The organism is Methylicorpusculum oleiharenae, from assembly GCF_009828925.2.
Taxonomy (GTDB): Bacteria; Pseudomonadota; Gammaproteobacteria; order Methylococcales; family Methylomonadaceae; genus Methylicorpusculum; species Methylicorpusculum oleiharenae.
Map to the genome: position 1 here is coordinate 628,167 of NZ_WUTY02000001.1, position 15,402 is coordinate 643,568.

The following is a 15,402-nucleotide window of genomic DNA, read 5'->3' on the forward strand; positions in this document are numbered from 1 at the left end:
AGGTTGGGTTAGGCGCTAGCCGTAACCCAACGCGTTGACCTTCGATTGTTGGGTTACGCTCTATCGAGCTAACCCAACCTACACTTTTTTGTTGCTTATGGCAGGCGGTTGACGGCTTAATTTAAAGGCATTCACGGGTTGGATAAGCATTAGAGTTTACCGGCGAAGGCTTTTTGGCTGAGTGAATTGAATAAATTAAACTCACTACTAGCAAATAAATTTTTGATGGTTCTCGCCTTATTGACAGAAACCATGAATTTATCCTGAAGTTCAATAGGCGGAACAAATGGCTTAAATTCGCTTAAAATTGTGGCTATGCCGGTTGTTTGCTTGCCAACTCTTAAAAAGTAGCGCTTCCCTCTTTGTGAGGCGATAACAGCACTTAAAAATTCTGGTCTTATTTTATTCAAGTTATTTATTCGGACCGAAAAAATATGATTTTGGTGAATACAATTGGGTATTTCATTGTTCCAAACATACCCACGACCAAGCTTGTCAGGATCACCGCCTTCAGTTAAGAGTATATCGCCTTTTTCCAACTGGAATTTTTCAGCGTCGTTCCTCGAAACAGTAATGTTTTGAATATCGCTTAAATCAAGATAACCGTCCTGAACATTAGCAACCCGCATGTAAGGTAAAGTAACCGCAGTTGCTAGATCGACTTTTTTTCCTTTTGTCACACCTGAGCGAATGTCTGCAATTTTCTTTAATTCAATTTCGTCCCACCCCTTCGGATTTGTCATCGGATCGCCGAATAGGTCTAAAAACACCGCGCGGAGGAATTGGTCGGCGAGTTGGATGGCTTGCTGGTTTTTACGGCGCAGGCTGTCGGCTTTGTCGAGGATGGCGGCGATGCGTTTTTGTTCGGCTAGTGGTGGAACTGGGATTTTAAGAGCTAAAAAACTATCGCGTTGAACTGTTGCTTGATTTACCCAAGCATCAACCATATTTTCAAATACGCGTTTCTTCCATAAACTTGCTAAATATCTGATCAAATATCTTTCGTCTACCTTACTCTTTTTGACTTTCAGGCGTAAAAAATGATTACTGAATGTAACCGGTTCGTCAGATTTTTGAAACAGTGCAGACTTCCCAACTTGTTCTGGACTATTAGTAGCATTAAATAAAATATCTCCAGATTGAAGTGAGTATTTTGCTAACTGTCTTGTTGTAGCCGGTACACGCCTCTCTTTACTCCAGTCCCAGCTTCCATCTGGTTTAACATTATTCATTCTAACTTGCAGAATCCCATCATCTATATTTAGACCAGAAGCAAAGCCAGGCTGAATATCCTCTAACAATTCCGCTAAACAAATTTCCGGCCAACTCACAACATCCCCTCCAAATCAGCCATGTCTCGGACGCTAATGTTTTGCTGAAGCTTATCATTGATGGCTTTGACCAACTGTTGGTCATTTGTCCAAAATTGATCACAATTAGCCGTTAATGCGGCGGCTAAATACAAGGCATCGGGCGTTTTTAAGTGATGAATGACGCGTAAATCAGTGGTTTGCCCAAATACGATGCTATACAAATCAATCATTTGGCAATCTATGAAAAACTGCTCATAGATCATCAAAAATGAACTTTGATTTTCACGTAATGCCTTTATTCTCGATTCAAGTCGGACTAATTCACTGCTAAAAACCTTTTGTCCCAGCAAGGCCCTTTTTAGAACTTGCTGTTGCTGCGAATTCCCTTCAACTAAATGAATAACCATGCAGGCATCTAAATAAACACGCTGCATCAGGTTTCATCCCAGCTATCACGCTCTTCTTTGATCTGCTGCAGAATATCCGCATCAGAACGTCCTTGTTCATTAAGTGGCAGCGTTGATAAAAATTGGCTAAGGTTCCCCGGCTCAGTGCTGTTATTTTCTTTCTCATAAATCACCGCAATGCGTACGCGTCCTGCCGGAATTTCATCGGGTAACTGAAGGTTTAAATGATGATTTACGGGCAAAATAACTTCTGTTTCGTAATAGGCTTGCATAATCTTTCCTTTGTTATTTTTCAGGTTTAATCAATCAGAGCATGCGTTCTAAGTCTTTTAACTCTTCAGAGATTTCATCCACCAAGGTCATCCACTGCTGCAATATCGCTTTCGGGTCTTCGTATTCCTCTTCCTGATGCACGGTTTCCTTGTAGCGGTTGATCGACAAATCGTATTTATTGGCGGCGAGCTCGGCTTTGCTGACCCAAAAACAGGCTTGGGTGCGGTCGTTCGCGGCATCCTCGGACATGCCTGATTCCCCCCTTTGCAAAAGGGGGGTTAGGGGGGATTCTGGCTCAACAGCTACCGGCAAATCCCCCCCGGCCCCCCTTTGAGAAAGGGGGGAGAGGGTTGGGTCGTCCGGTTTTTGGCGGGTTTTCCAGGCTGCCAGCACTTTGGGCAAGTCGCCGGCAAAATTGAGCGGATTGCCTTGCTCGTCCTGATACAGCGGGTCGCGTTTGTCGTCCAGCGAGTAGCCGTCGTCTTGCACGTCGTAAAACCAGACGTGATCGGTGGCGCCGCCTTTGGCGAACACTAAAATCGCGGTGGCAACCCCGGCATAAGGTTTGAACACGCCGCTGGGCAGGTTGATGACGGCTTCCAGCTGGTTGTGTTCTATCAGTAACTGCCGCACGGCTTGATGCGCGTTGGAGGAACCGAACAATACGCCTTGTGGGACGACGGTGGCGCTGCGGCCGCCGGTTTTCAGCATGTGCAAAATCAGGGCAATAAACAGCAATTCGGTTTTTTTGGTTTTGACCAGCCGCAAAATGAGCGGATTAATGGTGTCTTGATCCAAACTGCCTTTAAAGGGCGGATTGGCAAAAATTACATCGAAGGCATTGTGCTCAAGCTCCGGAAAATGCTGGGCAAAACTCTGCGCCAGGGTATCCTGATAATGGATATCCGGATTATCGACGCCGTGCATGTAGAGATTCATGGCGGCAATGCGCAACATCGTGTTGTCAAAATCAAAGCCATGAAACATGCGGGTTTTGATGGTTTGCCATTGCGCCTGGGTTAATAAATCGCCGGTGAAAATTGTTTGGCTGACGGTTTTCCCCTGCTCATCGAGAAGGTCTTCCTGCATCACGCCTTGCTGGCTGCTGTAGATTTCCAGCAGATATTCCATCACCGCCACCAAGAATCCGGCGGTGCCGCACGCGGGGTCTGCCACTACTTCACCGGGTTGCGGATCAAGCAGCCAGACCATCAGTTTAATGACATGGCGCGGGGTACGAAACTGGCCGTTGATGCCGGCGGTGGATAGTTTGCTGAGCAGGTATTCGTACAGATCGCCTTTGGTGTCGCCGGCATCCAGCGGCAACGCATCGATCATTTCGATGGCTTTAACCAGCAGGCTGGGTTTGTCGATGACCATGCGCGCATCTTTCATGTAATCACCAAAGCGGCTGTCGCTGGTATGTTCGCGAAAATGCTTGAACACGTCATCGCGCACCACATTCATCAGGCGTTCGGCATCTTCGATATGGCTGAACTGGCTCCAGCGCAAATGCTGTTCGTGGTCTTTAAAACGCGGAGTGAAACGGTAATCGGTGCGGGCCGCGCGTTTTTCGTCACGGCTTTCGTTAATATCCAGCAGACGGGCAAACATCAGGAAGGTGATTTGCTCAATGACGGTCAAGGGGTTGGCGATGCCGCCTTGCCAGAATTCCAGCCAGAGTTTGTCGATTTTGCTTTTCAGGTCGCCGGTGATCATAGAGGTGTTAATTAGTCTGCTTGGGATGGGTGATAAAGCACCGATGGAATATCGGTTTGGTTAAAGTCGTTGCCCTTGAACAACAAGGGTTGATCGGTGTACCGAGCGGCAGCGTAACTACAGCAATCGCCAAAATTCAATTTGGCGGGATGGCGGCCCTTGCCGAACTGTCGCCAAGCCTGACGGGCCAATTGAGCTTGTTCCTGATCGAAGGCAATGACGACTGGAGCGATTAGCTTGAGCAGCTCGTCCAATTTGTTCGCGCCGACATTGCCTTTTTTATATTCGATGACCATGGATGCTTCAACCACGCTGACAGCACTGATAAAAAGCGAATCTGTCTCTAGCAATATTTGCGCGTATTGATCTGCGTCGGTCTCGTTGAGCAATAGGGCGATCAATATCGATGAATCCACCACCATTATTCTTGTCCCCACAAACCTTCGGGACTGTCGCTGTAACCCAAAATTTCATCCGGGCTACGTTCGTCTAAGGTGGGTAGTGCGGCGCAGTCATGGGCAATTTTCAGCAAGGAGGCTTGCCGGTCTTGCTTGGTTTTTTTGGCTAATAAACCGGATAAAAAACTGGCTTCTTCGCGCAAGCTTTGTTCCAACTCTTTGATGCGCTGGGTGGCACGGGGCATCGGTAAATTGTCGGGGACATTAATCATGATTTTCATGGCTATTTCCTGTTGTCGGTGGTGTCGGTTGTTTGCCAAAGCTTCGCACAATTGACAGCAATTCGTCGATTTGGGTTTCGCTAGTGAACAGGCTGTCCAGCTCGCCAATCGTGGTAAACGGCATTTGGTAAAGATGGTCGATTTCAATCGCGCCACTTTGGGCAATCTGGCGTTTGAGTAAACCTAAAAACTGCACCTGCCGGGCGTTTAAGCTGGGATAGTGCTGAATAAACGCCGCAAATCTCTGATTAACGGCTTCGGAATCCATACCAACAATGGAGCGCAGAATCTGCTCCATCGGCGCGGTGGTGGGGTAAAAGTCTTTCAGGACTGTTAAGTCAATATCCGGGTGTTGGGTGTGGATCAGCGCATTCAAGTTATCCAGTTCTTCTTCATTTACCGGAATTCCGTTGCGAATTTTTTGCAGCACCGGGCTTTGCTCGAACAGGTGTTTCAGCGCCTGTTCGACTTTGATACGGTAACTCGCCATATCGACAGCGTTTAAATAGGTACTTTGCTGTTCGCGAACTTCACCACTGTCCTTAATATCGATAGTACGTGCTTCAATCCTTGGACCTGTCCCTTTGTCACGGTGCTGCATGATGCTGCGAAGTTCAGTACGCAGTTGTTCCAACTCATCCAGGGAGGCCAATTGCCACCATGCGGGTTCACGGCATTGTTTTATGAGGCTGGCTTTGGCTTTAACCTGGTTCAAATTCATGTGCAATTGCCAAAGCTGATTAATAGCCTCCCCGACCCAATCATCAAAAGCACCGGAATTTAGCAGTTTTTGCTGCTGAATTTGGCTGATGAGCAAATCCCACTGGTAGGCATCACTGTGACCGCGCACATCCAGCCATTGCATCAGTGGGGCGACTTCACTTTCCAACAAGATAACGGTGTTGGCGCCGAACTGGCGCAGGGTTCCCAGGTCGCTCATTTGCTGTTTGGTTTTCCATTTGTCGCGGACCGCGATGGTTCTGTCGTCCAGGCTGTTGATGGTTTTGTGCAGCCATTCCGCCAGCGTGTCGAAAAAATCCGATTCGGCGTGGTGCAGGGCGGTTTTGGCCAATGTCAGACGTGTTTCAAACAAGTGCTGCATCAGCGATTTAGACGGGTTGATGGTGACTTCCCGCTGTTTCATCCCGTGGTACTCGACCACACCCCAGTGATCGAATATCTGAAAATGGGTTTTGTGTTTACCGTTACCAAACAGGTTAAGGCACAGGCGGGTGCCGCGACCGATCATTTGCCAGAATTTGACCGGCGATTTTACCGGACGGGCAAAGACCAGATTGACAATTTCGGGAACATTGATGCCGGTATCGAGCATATCCACTGAAATGGCAATGGTGAGCTGATCGTTACTGCCCTGGCCTTTGAAGTCATCGATCAAGGCTTCGGCACGCGGGTCGTAGTTATCAATCACATGACAGAATTTACCGCCATATTGTGGATACATTTCATCAAAGAGTTTCTCGAACAGCTTGGCGTGTTTATGGTTACGGGCAAAAATGATGGTTTTACCCAATGTTTGACCATCGATCTGACGAATGCCGTTTTCCGTCAGGTTTTGCAGGATTTTGCGGTTGGTGTCTTTGTTGTAGATAGCTTGATCAATTTCTTGAGCGTCAAAGTCGAGACTGTTGGGGTCTATGCCTTTGTCTTCCAGTTCGGCAATTTCTGCTGCGGTTAAGGCATGGCCTTTGATGCCATCGCGCAGAAATTTGGTGGTGTGTTTCACGACCTGATACGGCACCAGGTAACCTTCTTCTACAGCGGTTTCCAGGGTGTAATTGCAGGTGGGTTCTTTGAAATCGCAGCCAAACAATTGGCAGGTGGAACGGCTGACCATTTCGACCGGCGTGGCGGTCAGGCCGACTTGCAGAGCATCAAAATAGCGAAACAGATCACCGTAGATGTTGTAAATGCTGCGGTGGGATTCATCGGCGATGATCAGATCAAAGAAGCCCGGATCGAATTTTTCAAACAACCTGATCATTGCCGGATAGGTGGCTATAAAGATGCGGTTATGTAAGTCCTGTACGCTTTTACTGGTTAATACGGTAATAGGCGCTGATAAGTATTCGCTGTAAGCATTTTTTGCCTGTTTACGCAGCTCGCGGCGGTCACACACAAACAGGACGCGCTTGACCCAACCGGCTTTCATGCAGACATCGGTCAGGGCAATAGATAAACGCGTCTTTCCGGTGCCGGTGGCTTGCACCGCCAGAGCTTTGCGTTGCTTGCTTTCAAATCGCTCGCTGATCCGTTTCAGGGCTTCATGCTGGTACAGGCGATCCCCCAAAATTTCGGCGTTGACTGAGACACTGTTGAGCGGTTTGCGCTCTGTCCTCTGACGCACTTGGTATTGCAGGCTGGATTTGGAGTAAAAGCCGTACAGTTTCCGCGGGGGATAATTTTGCTCGGGGTGGTCATCCCAAATCCAGATGTCGTGGCCATTGGTATAGAAAATCACCGGGCGCTGGCCATGCATTTTTTCCAAACCATCGGCATAGTGTTTGGCTTGATGTCGGCCTTTTTCGGCATCGACCGCAGTTTTCTTGGCTTCGATAACGGCGAGGGGTTTGCCGTTATCATCCTTCAAAATATAATCGGCAAAGCCTTCGCCACTCGCTGTGGGTTGATAAAACACTTTTTCTTCGACTGTAACTTGTTCGCTATGTGCCAGGTCCCAACCGACTTGCGCCAGTTGCAAGTCGATCAACTGTTTGCGGGTGGTGGCTTCGTCGAAATGCAAATCGTTGGCGACCTGCTGTCCTTTGCTGGCCGCCTGTTGCTGGAGTTTGCTCAGTTGCTCGGCTGTTCGTTCCAACTGCGCGGCATTTTCCCGTCCCGCTTCCAGCTCGGCCAGAATCGCCTGCATGCGGGCTTCTTGCCTGGCGTATTGTTCCAACAGGGTCTTGCGCTCATTTTGGTATTCGGCTTTAGCTGAGTGATTGGGGGTTGGAGCTTCGTAGTTTTTGATGTTCGAGAGGTCGCCACTGGCATAGGTGGCAAACAGCCAGCGACCGATATCGAACGCTTCTTTGAGCAGCCATTGCGCGTTTTGTGCACTGACTTTATCACCATGCGCCGCTTTGTTGCCGTGAATGCGTAAAGCATGCAATTTATCGACTACGACTCTGGGTGCCACCGATTCGAAGGCATCATTGCTTAGCATTTCCATGAAATTCGCCATCGGTGGCTTGGGTAAACCCAGCTGGTGATAAACGACATCGACAATTCGCTCGGCGAAATTTCGCAGTTTGGTTAATGCACTTTGCGGATCATCCAGGACATAATGTTCCGCGAAGCCTGCCAATGCAGACAGTTCCGGCCAGCTGGTCTTTAGAAACTCAAAATTTTGTGATTGCATAATGTCGATTCTTTCCATGTCCGCTTGATAGCGAAAAGCGTGCCGGTTATTTTATCTTTAATTTTTCCATCCAGCTGGACAGCGTTTGATAATTGGGCAAATTTTACAGCTACGTTGCTTTTTTCTTATTGCCAGCCGCCTGCGTCAACGCTTGTATCACATTTTTCTTCGTATCCGGAATACTGATAAATTCTCTACTTCGCACAGAGTTTTGCGCCACCGGAAAGTCACAACCGTAAAAAACGGTAGCACTCGGCGTTTTGGCGCGGCGATAGTGCAATCAACTGTCCAAGTGTAGGTCGGACCTTATTGTGCTACAGTATTATTAAATGAAGAACAACTGATGAGAAACAATGCGAAATATAAACATTAGAGAGATGCGGAATATTTTGGGTAAGCTCGATAGCCTCGTTGAAGAAGAGCAAGAACTGGTCATTACCCGTAATAAGCGAGCAATTGCCCGAGTATTACCGATGCAGACTGCAAAAAAACGCCCTTCTCATATTGAGTTACGGAATAGGCAGCAAGCTGGCTCAATTTCTTCGGCGGATATGATCCGGCAAGACCGGGATGAGCGATAAGCTTATTGTTTACCTTGATACCAGCGCATTAGCCAAGTGGTATCTGGAAGAGGCTAATTCAGACCAAGTCACGGACTATATCGTTGGCCTGGATCGGGCCATTATTAGCACGTTGACTAAAACCGAAATGCGTTGCCTGTTAGCTAGGCGCAAGCGGATGAAAGAAATGAGTTCTGAGTTGGAAGCCCTAATTTACGCAACATTCCTTGAAGATATTGCACAGGGACACTTGGCTCTTTGCCAAGTTGAAGACAAACATCTTGACAGTGCCACACATTTAATCGATATGCTGCCGGGATTTAATTTGCGTACTCTGGACGCGATGCACCTTGCCATTGCACAACATCACGGCATACAACGCATCGCCACAGCAGATAACTTCTTCGCTAAAGCGGCAGAAGCACTAGGGTTTAAGGTTGATAGCTTTGGGAATTAGTTTTCAAAAACGGAAACGCTCAAAACTCTTACTAACCAATTTCTCAATGTCATCCCTTCAACTAACAAGTGCGTTCATATTCAAAATATGATAACACCCAAATCCTACTTTTCTCATTTCTTACCATTACGAAAGGCTGCTATGGGGATTTTTTTAAATAAATTCCGAAGGCCTCAAATAGGCCGGTTTCTGAATGCGAAACTGAGTTATTTTATTTTGAAATAATTAAACCCCAAAACGAGGGCAAGAGTCGAAATGGTTAACTGCTCTCAATCTATTTTATGGGGCATGGCACATACAGTGCACAGAGGCGAAATGGCCGTTTTAGGGTAGGGGTCAAATGGTGCGCCCGAGAGGATTCGAACCTCTGGCCTCGGCCTCCGGAGGGCCGCGCTCTATCCAGCTGAGCTACGGGCGCTTAGGGGCGGTATTCTAACCGATCATTGAGATAATTACGATAACATTGTTTTTAAATGTGCAAGACTGGCTTTGCCGCGCTCTTTTATGACCGCAGGATCCAATTGTTTTTTGTTGGTCCATTCCAGATCATCGCCCGGCAACTCGCCTAAAAACCGGCTGGGTTCGCATTCTGAAATTTCGCCGTAACGTTTGCGGTGAGTGCAATAACTGAACGTCAGGGTTCTTTGTGCACGGGTAATGCCAACATAAGCGAGACGGCGTTCTTCCTCGATGTTCCCGGTATCGATACTGTTCTGATGCGGTAAGAGGTTTTCTTCCATGCCGATCATGAAAACATGCGGAAATTCCAGGCCTTTTGCTGCATGTAAGGTCATCAGACTGACCTGATCACCTGCTTCTTCTTCCTGATTTCTTTCCAGAATATCCATCAACATGATTTTTGACACCACTTCCGCCAAAGACTTTTCCTTGCCTCCGTCGGCACCTACGGCCAGGCGTTTAAGCCATTCAATCAATTCGACCACGTTCTGCATTTTACGTTCGGCAGATTGCGGCGTTTTGGCATTTTCTCGCAGCCAGGACTCATAGCCTATTTGATCGATCATTTGCTCGACCACGGCGAAGGTATCGCCGCGTTCAATGCGATCGGCAGTATCGGTTACCCATTCTGTAAATTTTGTAAGCCGTTGCCGTGATTTGTCGGACAGTTTTTGCATCAACCCCAGTTCCGAGCAGGCTGCAAACAAACTGATGTGCCGCTCGTTGGCATGAGCGCCCAATTTTTCCAGCGTCGTGGGGCCCAGTTCTCGCCTGGGCGTATTGATGATGCGTAAAAAGGCGGCATCATCATCCGGATTGGAAAAGAGCCGCAAGTAGCTGAGGATGTCTTTGATCTCTGAAAATGCAAAAAATGAGGTACTGCCGCTAATAAAATAAGGCACGTTGTTTTCCCGCAGTGCACGCTCAAACAAGCGCGACTGGTGGTTACCCCGGTATAAAATGGCATAATCCTTATAACTGCTTCCGGTTTTAAACTTGTGATGAATGATTTCCGAAACGACTTGCTTGGCCTCGGTCACTTCGTCTTTATGGCTTAATACGCGCAGCGGATCGCCGTAGCCCAGCTCACTCCACAACCGTTTTTCAAAAACATGCGGATTGTTGGCAATCAGTTTATTGGCAACTTTGAGAATGCGTCCTGCAGAGCGGTAGTTCTGTTCAAGTTTGATGACTTGCAGGCGCGGGTAATCTTTTTGCAATTGCACCAGATTTTCTGGCTGTGCACCGCGCCAGGCGTAAATGGACTGGTCGTCATCACCGACCACGGTAAACCGGCCCAGATTGCCGGCCAAGAGTTTGACCAGCTGATATTGCGTAATGTTGGTGTCCTGGTATTCATCGACCAGCAAATACCGAATCTTGTTCTGCCATTTTTCCAAAACGGCGGCATGCTCCTGAAACAACAGCACCGGCAACAGAATCAGATCGTCGAAATCGACCGCATTATAGGCTTTCAGACTGCGAATATAGTCACTGTACAAATGTGCTGCGGGGGCTTGTTCCTGGGTGGCGTATGAAAGGGCATGTTCCGGTGTGACAAAGGCATTTTTCCATTGACCAACTTGCCAGGCATAACGATCTACATCATCGATATCGCAGTCTTTACTGCCATGATTGACCAGGTTTTTCAACAAGGTCTGTTTGTCCTGCTCATCAAACAAGGTCAGCGAGGCCTTGTAACCCAGCGTTTTATGTTCCTTTCGCAGTATATCCAGCCCCAAAGAATGAAAGGTTGACACCGTCAGACCACGAATCTGTTTGTCATCCAGCAGCTTGGAGACACGGGTTTTCATTTCCCGCGCCGCTTTATTGGTAAAAGTGACTGCGGCAATATGGCGCGCAGCAGTGCCTTGTTTTACCAGATAGGCTATTTTTTCGGTGATCACGCGTGTCTTGCCGCTACCGGCACCGGCGAGTACGAGCAACGGATGCTCGACGGTTCTCACCGCTGATTGTTGTTGGGAATTAAGTTCAGCCATGCTTGATTATACCTTTCGCACTTCAAATTTCGGCGGTGCCTAAGGAGGCAACGGGTTGTTCGGCAAAGGCTTTGCCAGCATGGATGCCGGCATAGGGCCTACATGGATGTATATACGGCGTCCTTTGACGGGCACCCCGGTGCCGAATTTCGATCCACGATGGGTATGGCGTAGTGGGATGATCTGAATTAAAGCAGGTAACGGGTTTCGGGCTTTCTTTTTATAAACGGTGCCGGGGCAATGTCCGCTGCCGAATTCAATACAAGCAGGGCTAAAGAACTGTGCAGTCCAGCCTGTTACTTCTTTCATACTGAAAAATCATTCGACTTTAGTAAAGGTTCCAGATAGGCCCGTCAAGGGCCGCCGTGAACTCGTCCATGGAGCTGGTCGGCAGCCATTCTACTGCCGACATCCTCGCCAAATACACCCCGCACCTTCTGTTTTTTCGATCAGATAGGGAGGTATAAATGCTTAACCCAATGCCGCCGCATCAACATAGACATCAACACCGGATTCAGGCCGAATCAGCGCAACAGGCAAAATGATGCCTTGCCGCCATTGCTGGACCGCATCCCGTTTACCTTCTCCAGTCACCAGGAATAACAACTGCCGGGTTTGACTCAGTGTTTTAGCGCTCAAAGAAACCCGTTCCGGCGGCGGTTTGGGCGAATTATAAATAGCATGCACCGTTTCATCCGGCGAGTTGACATGACCGGGAAACAAACTGGCGGTGTGACCGTCTTCACCCATGCCCAGCAAGACCGTATCAAAACTGTCCACCCCGGCAATCACTTCCCTGTAAGCAGCTGCTGCAGGTTCAGGACCCAGTTCGGTGGGCATGGTATGGATTTGTTCTGCCGGTATTGCTACTTTGCCAAGCAGGCTGGCCTGCGCCATCTGACTGTTACGCTCGGGATGGTCAGCGGGTAAACACCGCTCATCACCGTAATAAATATGCCAATTCGCCCAGTCTGCCCGGCTTTCTGAAAGAAGGTGATAGACCTTATCCGGCGTACTGCCGCCGGCGAGTACCAGTTTAAAAACACCGCGCTCTTTAATGGCCTGTTCTGCGGCCGTAAGAATTTGTTGTGATGCTGCCGCAGCTACTTTTTCGGCTGTTGCAAACGAATGCCAGTGAATTTTTTGCATAGTTATCTTTCCCTCTCAGCAAGGAGGCGTCAAATGGATTAATTACATTCAGGCGTTAAAGAGCAGCGCCAGTATTGGTCTTCTTTTTCAAATAATCGACGGCTCTCGGCCGGGCCCCACGAACCTGCAGGATAAGTTGCGATGTAGTCACGCTCAACTGCCCAGGTTTGCAGAATCGGTTCCACGATGCGCCAGGCGTATTCGACTTCATCAAATCGTAGAAATAACGACCGGTCACCCACCATCACATCCAGCAACAAATCGACATAAGCGTCTACCGGTTTTTCATGCGAATTACGGAAACTGGCATCCAGACTACTGGTACGTGTGCGCATTTCCAGGCCGGGCTCTTTAACGGTCATTTCAATCCGTATGCATTCCTCGGGCTGTATACCCATCAAGACCCAATTCGGATTCATGGTCTTGATTTTGGTATCCCGAAAAAAATTCAGCGGCGGATGCCGGAAACAAATGGCTATGGTTGATTGCCCCTTGGCCAGACGTTTGCCGGTACGCAGATAAAAAGGCACGCCGCGCCAGCGCCAGTTATCAATGTATAACTTCATCGCCGCATAGGTTTCGGTGATGCTGTTTTGCGGAATATTTTCCTCTTCCAGATAACCTTTAACTTTTTTACCGTCAAGTGTACCTTTGCTGTATTGCCCTCTGAATGCATGGGCATGAACAGCCGATTTAGGGATAGCCCGGATAGATTTCAGCACTTTGACTTTTTCATCACGCAGTGCTTCCGCTTCCATAGTCGCGGGTGGCTCCATGGCTACCAGCGTCATCAACTGAATCAAATGGCTCTGCAGCATATCGCGCATCGCTCCAGCCGCGTCATAGTAGCCGCCGCGCGATTCAATCCCAAATTCCTCGGAATGGGTAATCTGGATATGGTCGATATAGTTCCGGTTCCACAAGGGCTCCAGCATGACATTGGCAAAGCGGAATACCAGCACGTTTTGAACCATGCCTTTACCCAGATAATGATCGATACGGTAAATCTGTTCTTCAGACAGGTAGCGGCTGATGCGTCTTTGCAATGACTGCGCGCTTTCCAAATCATAACCGAAAGGTTTTTCAATAATAACCCGGCGCCAGCCGTATTCCTCATCCAGCATGTTGACAAGACTGAGCTGTTCAATGACATTGCCAAAGTCACCCGGGCTAATCGCCAGGTAAAACGCCATGTTTTTTTGAAACTGGGGTTCATTCAGCAATTCGGCCAATTGCGTGTAACACACCGAATCATCAATATCACCGCGATGATAAAACAGACGTTCGCTGAAGCGGGTAAACTGAGCCTCATCCAGCGTATCCCAGGCTTTATCCTCTATCATGTCCCTGACTTCGCTCAACCATTTTGCCCTATCCCAGGGACGGCGGCCAATGGCAACGATACGCGTGCCTTCTGGCAACTTATTTTCCATCTCCAGATGATAAAGCGCAGGCATGAGCTTGACGCGAGACAAATTGCCGGTCGCGCCAAAAATGACATAAGTACAGGGGTCAGCAGTCATATAAGAGACTCTAATAGGAAGTAATCGTCAGGCATTACACCGTGTAAGTGGAAGATGCGGTTTTACCGCCGTAACCTGTCCAATCGGTATGAAAGAACTGGCCTCGGGGTTGATCCGTCCGCTCGTATGTATGCGCACCGAAATAGTCACGTTGCGCCTGCAACAGATTTGCCGGTAAGCGGGCCGTACGGTAACCGTCATAATAAGCCAAAGCACTGGAAAATGCAGGTGTTGGAATGCCCAGTTCGATACCGGCAATGACAGCTTTACGCCAACCACCATCGGTTTGCTGCATGGCATTGACAAAAAAATCTGCCAGCAGCAGATTTTCCAACTGCGGGTTTTCAGTATAAGCGGCTTTGATATCGTTCAGGAAAGCGCTACGGATAATACAACCGCCGCGCCACATCAAAGCGATTTCGCCATAATTCAAGGACCATTGATATTCAGCCGCCGCCTCCCGCATCAGGCGGAAACCTTGCGCGTAGGAAATAATCTTGGAAGCATAGAGCGCATCACGAATGGCATCAATCATGGCTTGTTTATCGCCGGTGTAGCTTTTGACCGGTTTAGGCAAACGCTCTGCCGCGCGAACGCGTTCATCTTTCATGGCTGACAGGCAGCGTGCAAACACCGATTCTCCGATAAGCGTCAAAGGTATGCCCAGATCCAGCGCATTGATACCGGTCCATTTGCCGGTGCCTTTTTGGCCGGCCGTATCCAGAATTTTTTCCAGCAAAGGTGCGCCGTCGGTATCTTTATAGGCCATGATGTTCGACGTTATTTCGATCAAATAGGAACTGAGTTCGCCCTGATTCCATTGCGCAAATATGCCGGCGCATTCATCGGCTGACAGCCCCAGACCTTCGGATAGCAATTGATAGGCTTCGCAGATAAGCTGCATGTCGCCGTATTCAATACCGTTATGGACCATTTTGACATAGTGCCCGGCGCCGTTATCGCCCACCCATTGGCAGCAAGGCTGATTATCAACTTGTGCGCTGATAGACTGAAAAATGGCTCTGACGCGCTCCCAGGCATCCGGATTGCCGCCCGGCATGATAGAAGGTCCGTTCCGGGCGCCCTCTTCCCCGCCGGATACGCCCGTACCGATATAGAGAATATTTTTTTCTTTAAGTGCTTTGGTACGGCGATTGGTATCGGTAAACAACGAATTACCGCCGTCAATGATAATATCGCCTGCTGTCATTAAAGGTACCAGCTGCTCAATGTAATGGTCGACAACCTCACCGGCCTTGACCATCAGCATGACAACTCTGGGTAATTCCAGGCTACTTAATAATTCGTCTAAAGAGTACGCGCCTATAATGCCTTTGTCTTTTGCCGGACCATTCAGAAAATCCTCGGTTTTATCAGGACTTCGGTTATGAACTGCTACTTTAAAGCCGTGATCGCTCATGTTTAGTACCAGATTTTGCCCCATTACGGCCAAGCCGATTAAACCGATATTCGCTTTCATTTTG

The 15,402-nt window shown here is 48.5% G+C and carries 14 protein-coding genes and 1 tRNA gene; 2 read left to right on the forward strand and 13 right to left on the reverse strand.

From position 1 onward, the window contains the following. Positions 1-149: 149 nt before the first annotated feature. From GO003_RS02985 to GO003_RS03015, 7 genes are read right to left on the reverse strand one after another with little or no spacing between them, the layout of a single operon-like run. Positions 150-1,331: a restriction endonuclease subunit S gene (locus GO003_RS02985; RefSeq protein WP_159651789.1), complete on the reverse strand. Its 1,182-nt coding sequence runs from the start codon at positions 1,329-1,331 to the stop codon at positions 150-152. Further along, entirely contained in the window at positions 1,328-1,747 is a 420-nt protein-coding gene (locus GO003_RS02990; protein ID WP_159651787.1) for a PIN domain-containing protein, read from the reverse strand. Before GO003_RS02990 ends, GO003_RS02985 begins: the two co-directional genes overlap by 4 nt. Continuing rightward, positions 1,747-1,992, reverse strand: a complete 246-nt coding sequence (locus tag GO003_RS02995; protein WP_159651785.1) for a hypothetical protein — start codon at positions 1,990-1,992, stop codon at positions 1,747-1,749. The genes GO003_RS02990 and GO003_RS02995 overlap by 1 nt, the downstream gene beginning before the upstream one ends. Before the next feature lie 34 nt (positions 1,993-2,026). Next, positions 2,027-3,712 (reverse strand): type I restriction-modification system subunit M, encoded by a 1,686-nt coding sequence (locus tag GO003_RS03000; RefSeq protein ID WP_159651783.1) that lies wholly within the window; start codon positions 3,710-3,712, stop codon positions 2,027-2,029. Positions 3,713-3,723: 11 nt separating this feature from the next. Beyond that, positions 3,724-4,134 carry a type II toxin-antitoxin system VapC family toxin gene (locus GO003_RS03005; protein WP_159651781.1) on the reverse strand — a complete coding sequence of 137 codons (411 nt, stop codon included), beginning with the start codon at positions 4,132-4,134 and terminating at the stop codon, positions 3,724-3,726. Beyond that, positions 4,134-4,391 (reverse strand): hypothetical protein, encoded by a 258-nt coding sequence (locus GO003_RS03010; RefSeq protein WP_159651779.1) that lies wholly within the window; start codon positions 4,389-4,391, stop codon positions 4,134-4,136. The genes GO003_RS03005 and GO003_RS03010 overlap by 1 nt, the downstream gene beginning before the upstream one ends. Then, the gene (locus GO003_RS03015) at positions 4,375-7,770 is read right to left on the reverse strand and encodes a DEAD/DEAH box helicase family protein (RefSeq protein ID WP_231088799.1); all 3,396 of its coding nucleotides are present in this window, start codon (positions 7,768-7,770) and stop codon (positions 4,375-4,377) included. The genes GO003_RS03010 and GO003_RS03015 overlap by 17 nt, the downstream gene beginning before the upstream one ends. Before the next feature lie 353 nt (positions 7,771-8,123). Between GO003_RS03015 and GO003_RS03020 the strand changes: the two genes are divergently transcribed. Continuing rightward, complete coding sequence (locus GO003_RS03020; protein ID WP_159651775.1) at positions 8,124-8,351, forward strand: type II toxin-antitoxin system Phd/YefM family antitoxin; 228 nt, start codon at positions 8,124-8,126, stop codon at positions 8,349-8,351. Continuing rightward, positions 8,341-8,787 (forward strand): type II toxin-antitoxin system VapC family toxin, encoded by a 447-nt coding sequence (locus GO003_RS03025; protein ID WP_159651773.1) that lies wholly within the window; start codon positions 8,341-8,343, stop codon positions 8,785-8,787. The genes GO003_RS03020 and GO003_RS03025 overlap by 11 nt, the downstream gene beginning before the upstream one ends. Before the next feature lie 341 nt (positions 8,788-9,128). On the opposite strand, the gene GO003_RS03030 is transcribed toward GO003_RS03025, so the two are convergent. The 6 genes from GO003_RS03030 to gnd form a co-directional block, all read right to left on the reverse strand. Continuing rightward, positions 9,129-9,205 (reverse strand) — tRNA-Arg (locus GO003_RS03030). A gap of 34 nt (positions 9,206-9,239) precedes the next feature. Next, the gene (gene rep / locus GO003_RS03035) at positions 9,240-11,246 is read right to left on the reverse strand and encodes a DNA helicase Rep (protein WP_159651771.1); all 2,007 of its coding nucleotides are present in this window, start codon (positions 11,244-11,246) and stop codon (positions 9,240-9,242) included. A 39-nt stretch (positions 11,247-11,285) separates the two neighbouring features. Beyond that, the gene (locus tag GO003_RS03040) at positions 11,286-11,555 is read right to left on the reverse strand and encodes a hypothetical protein (protein WP_159651769.1); all 270 of its coding nucleotides are present in this window, start codon (positions 11,553-11,555) and stop codon (positions 11,286-11,288) included. A gap of 162 nt (positions 11,556-11,717) precedes the next feature. Next, a complete protein-coding gene (gene pgl / locus GO003_RS03045; RefSeq protein WP_159651767.1) occupies positions 11,718-12,395 on the reverse strand; it encodes a 6-phosphogluconolactonase in 678 nt (225 codons plus the stop codon). 38 nt (positions 12,396-12,433) lie between these two features. Further along, a complete protein-coding gene (gene zwf, locus GO003_RS03050; protein ID WP_159651765.1) occupies positions 12,434-13,918 on the reverse strand; it encodes a glucose-6-phosphate dehydrogenase in 1,485 nt (494 codons plus the stop codon). 34 nt (positions 13,919-13,952) lie between these two features. After that, positions 13,953-15,398 carry a decarboxylating NADP(+)-dependent phosphogluconate dehydrogenase gene (gene gnd / locus GO003_RS03055; RefSeq protein WP_159651763.1) on the reverse strand — a complete coding sequence of 482 codons (1,446 nt, stop codon included), beginning with the start codon at positions 15,396-15,398 and terminating at the stop codon, positions 13,953-13,955. Between the last annotated feature and the right edge of the window lie 4 nt (positions 15,399-15,402).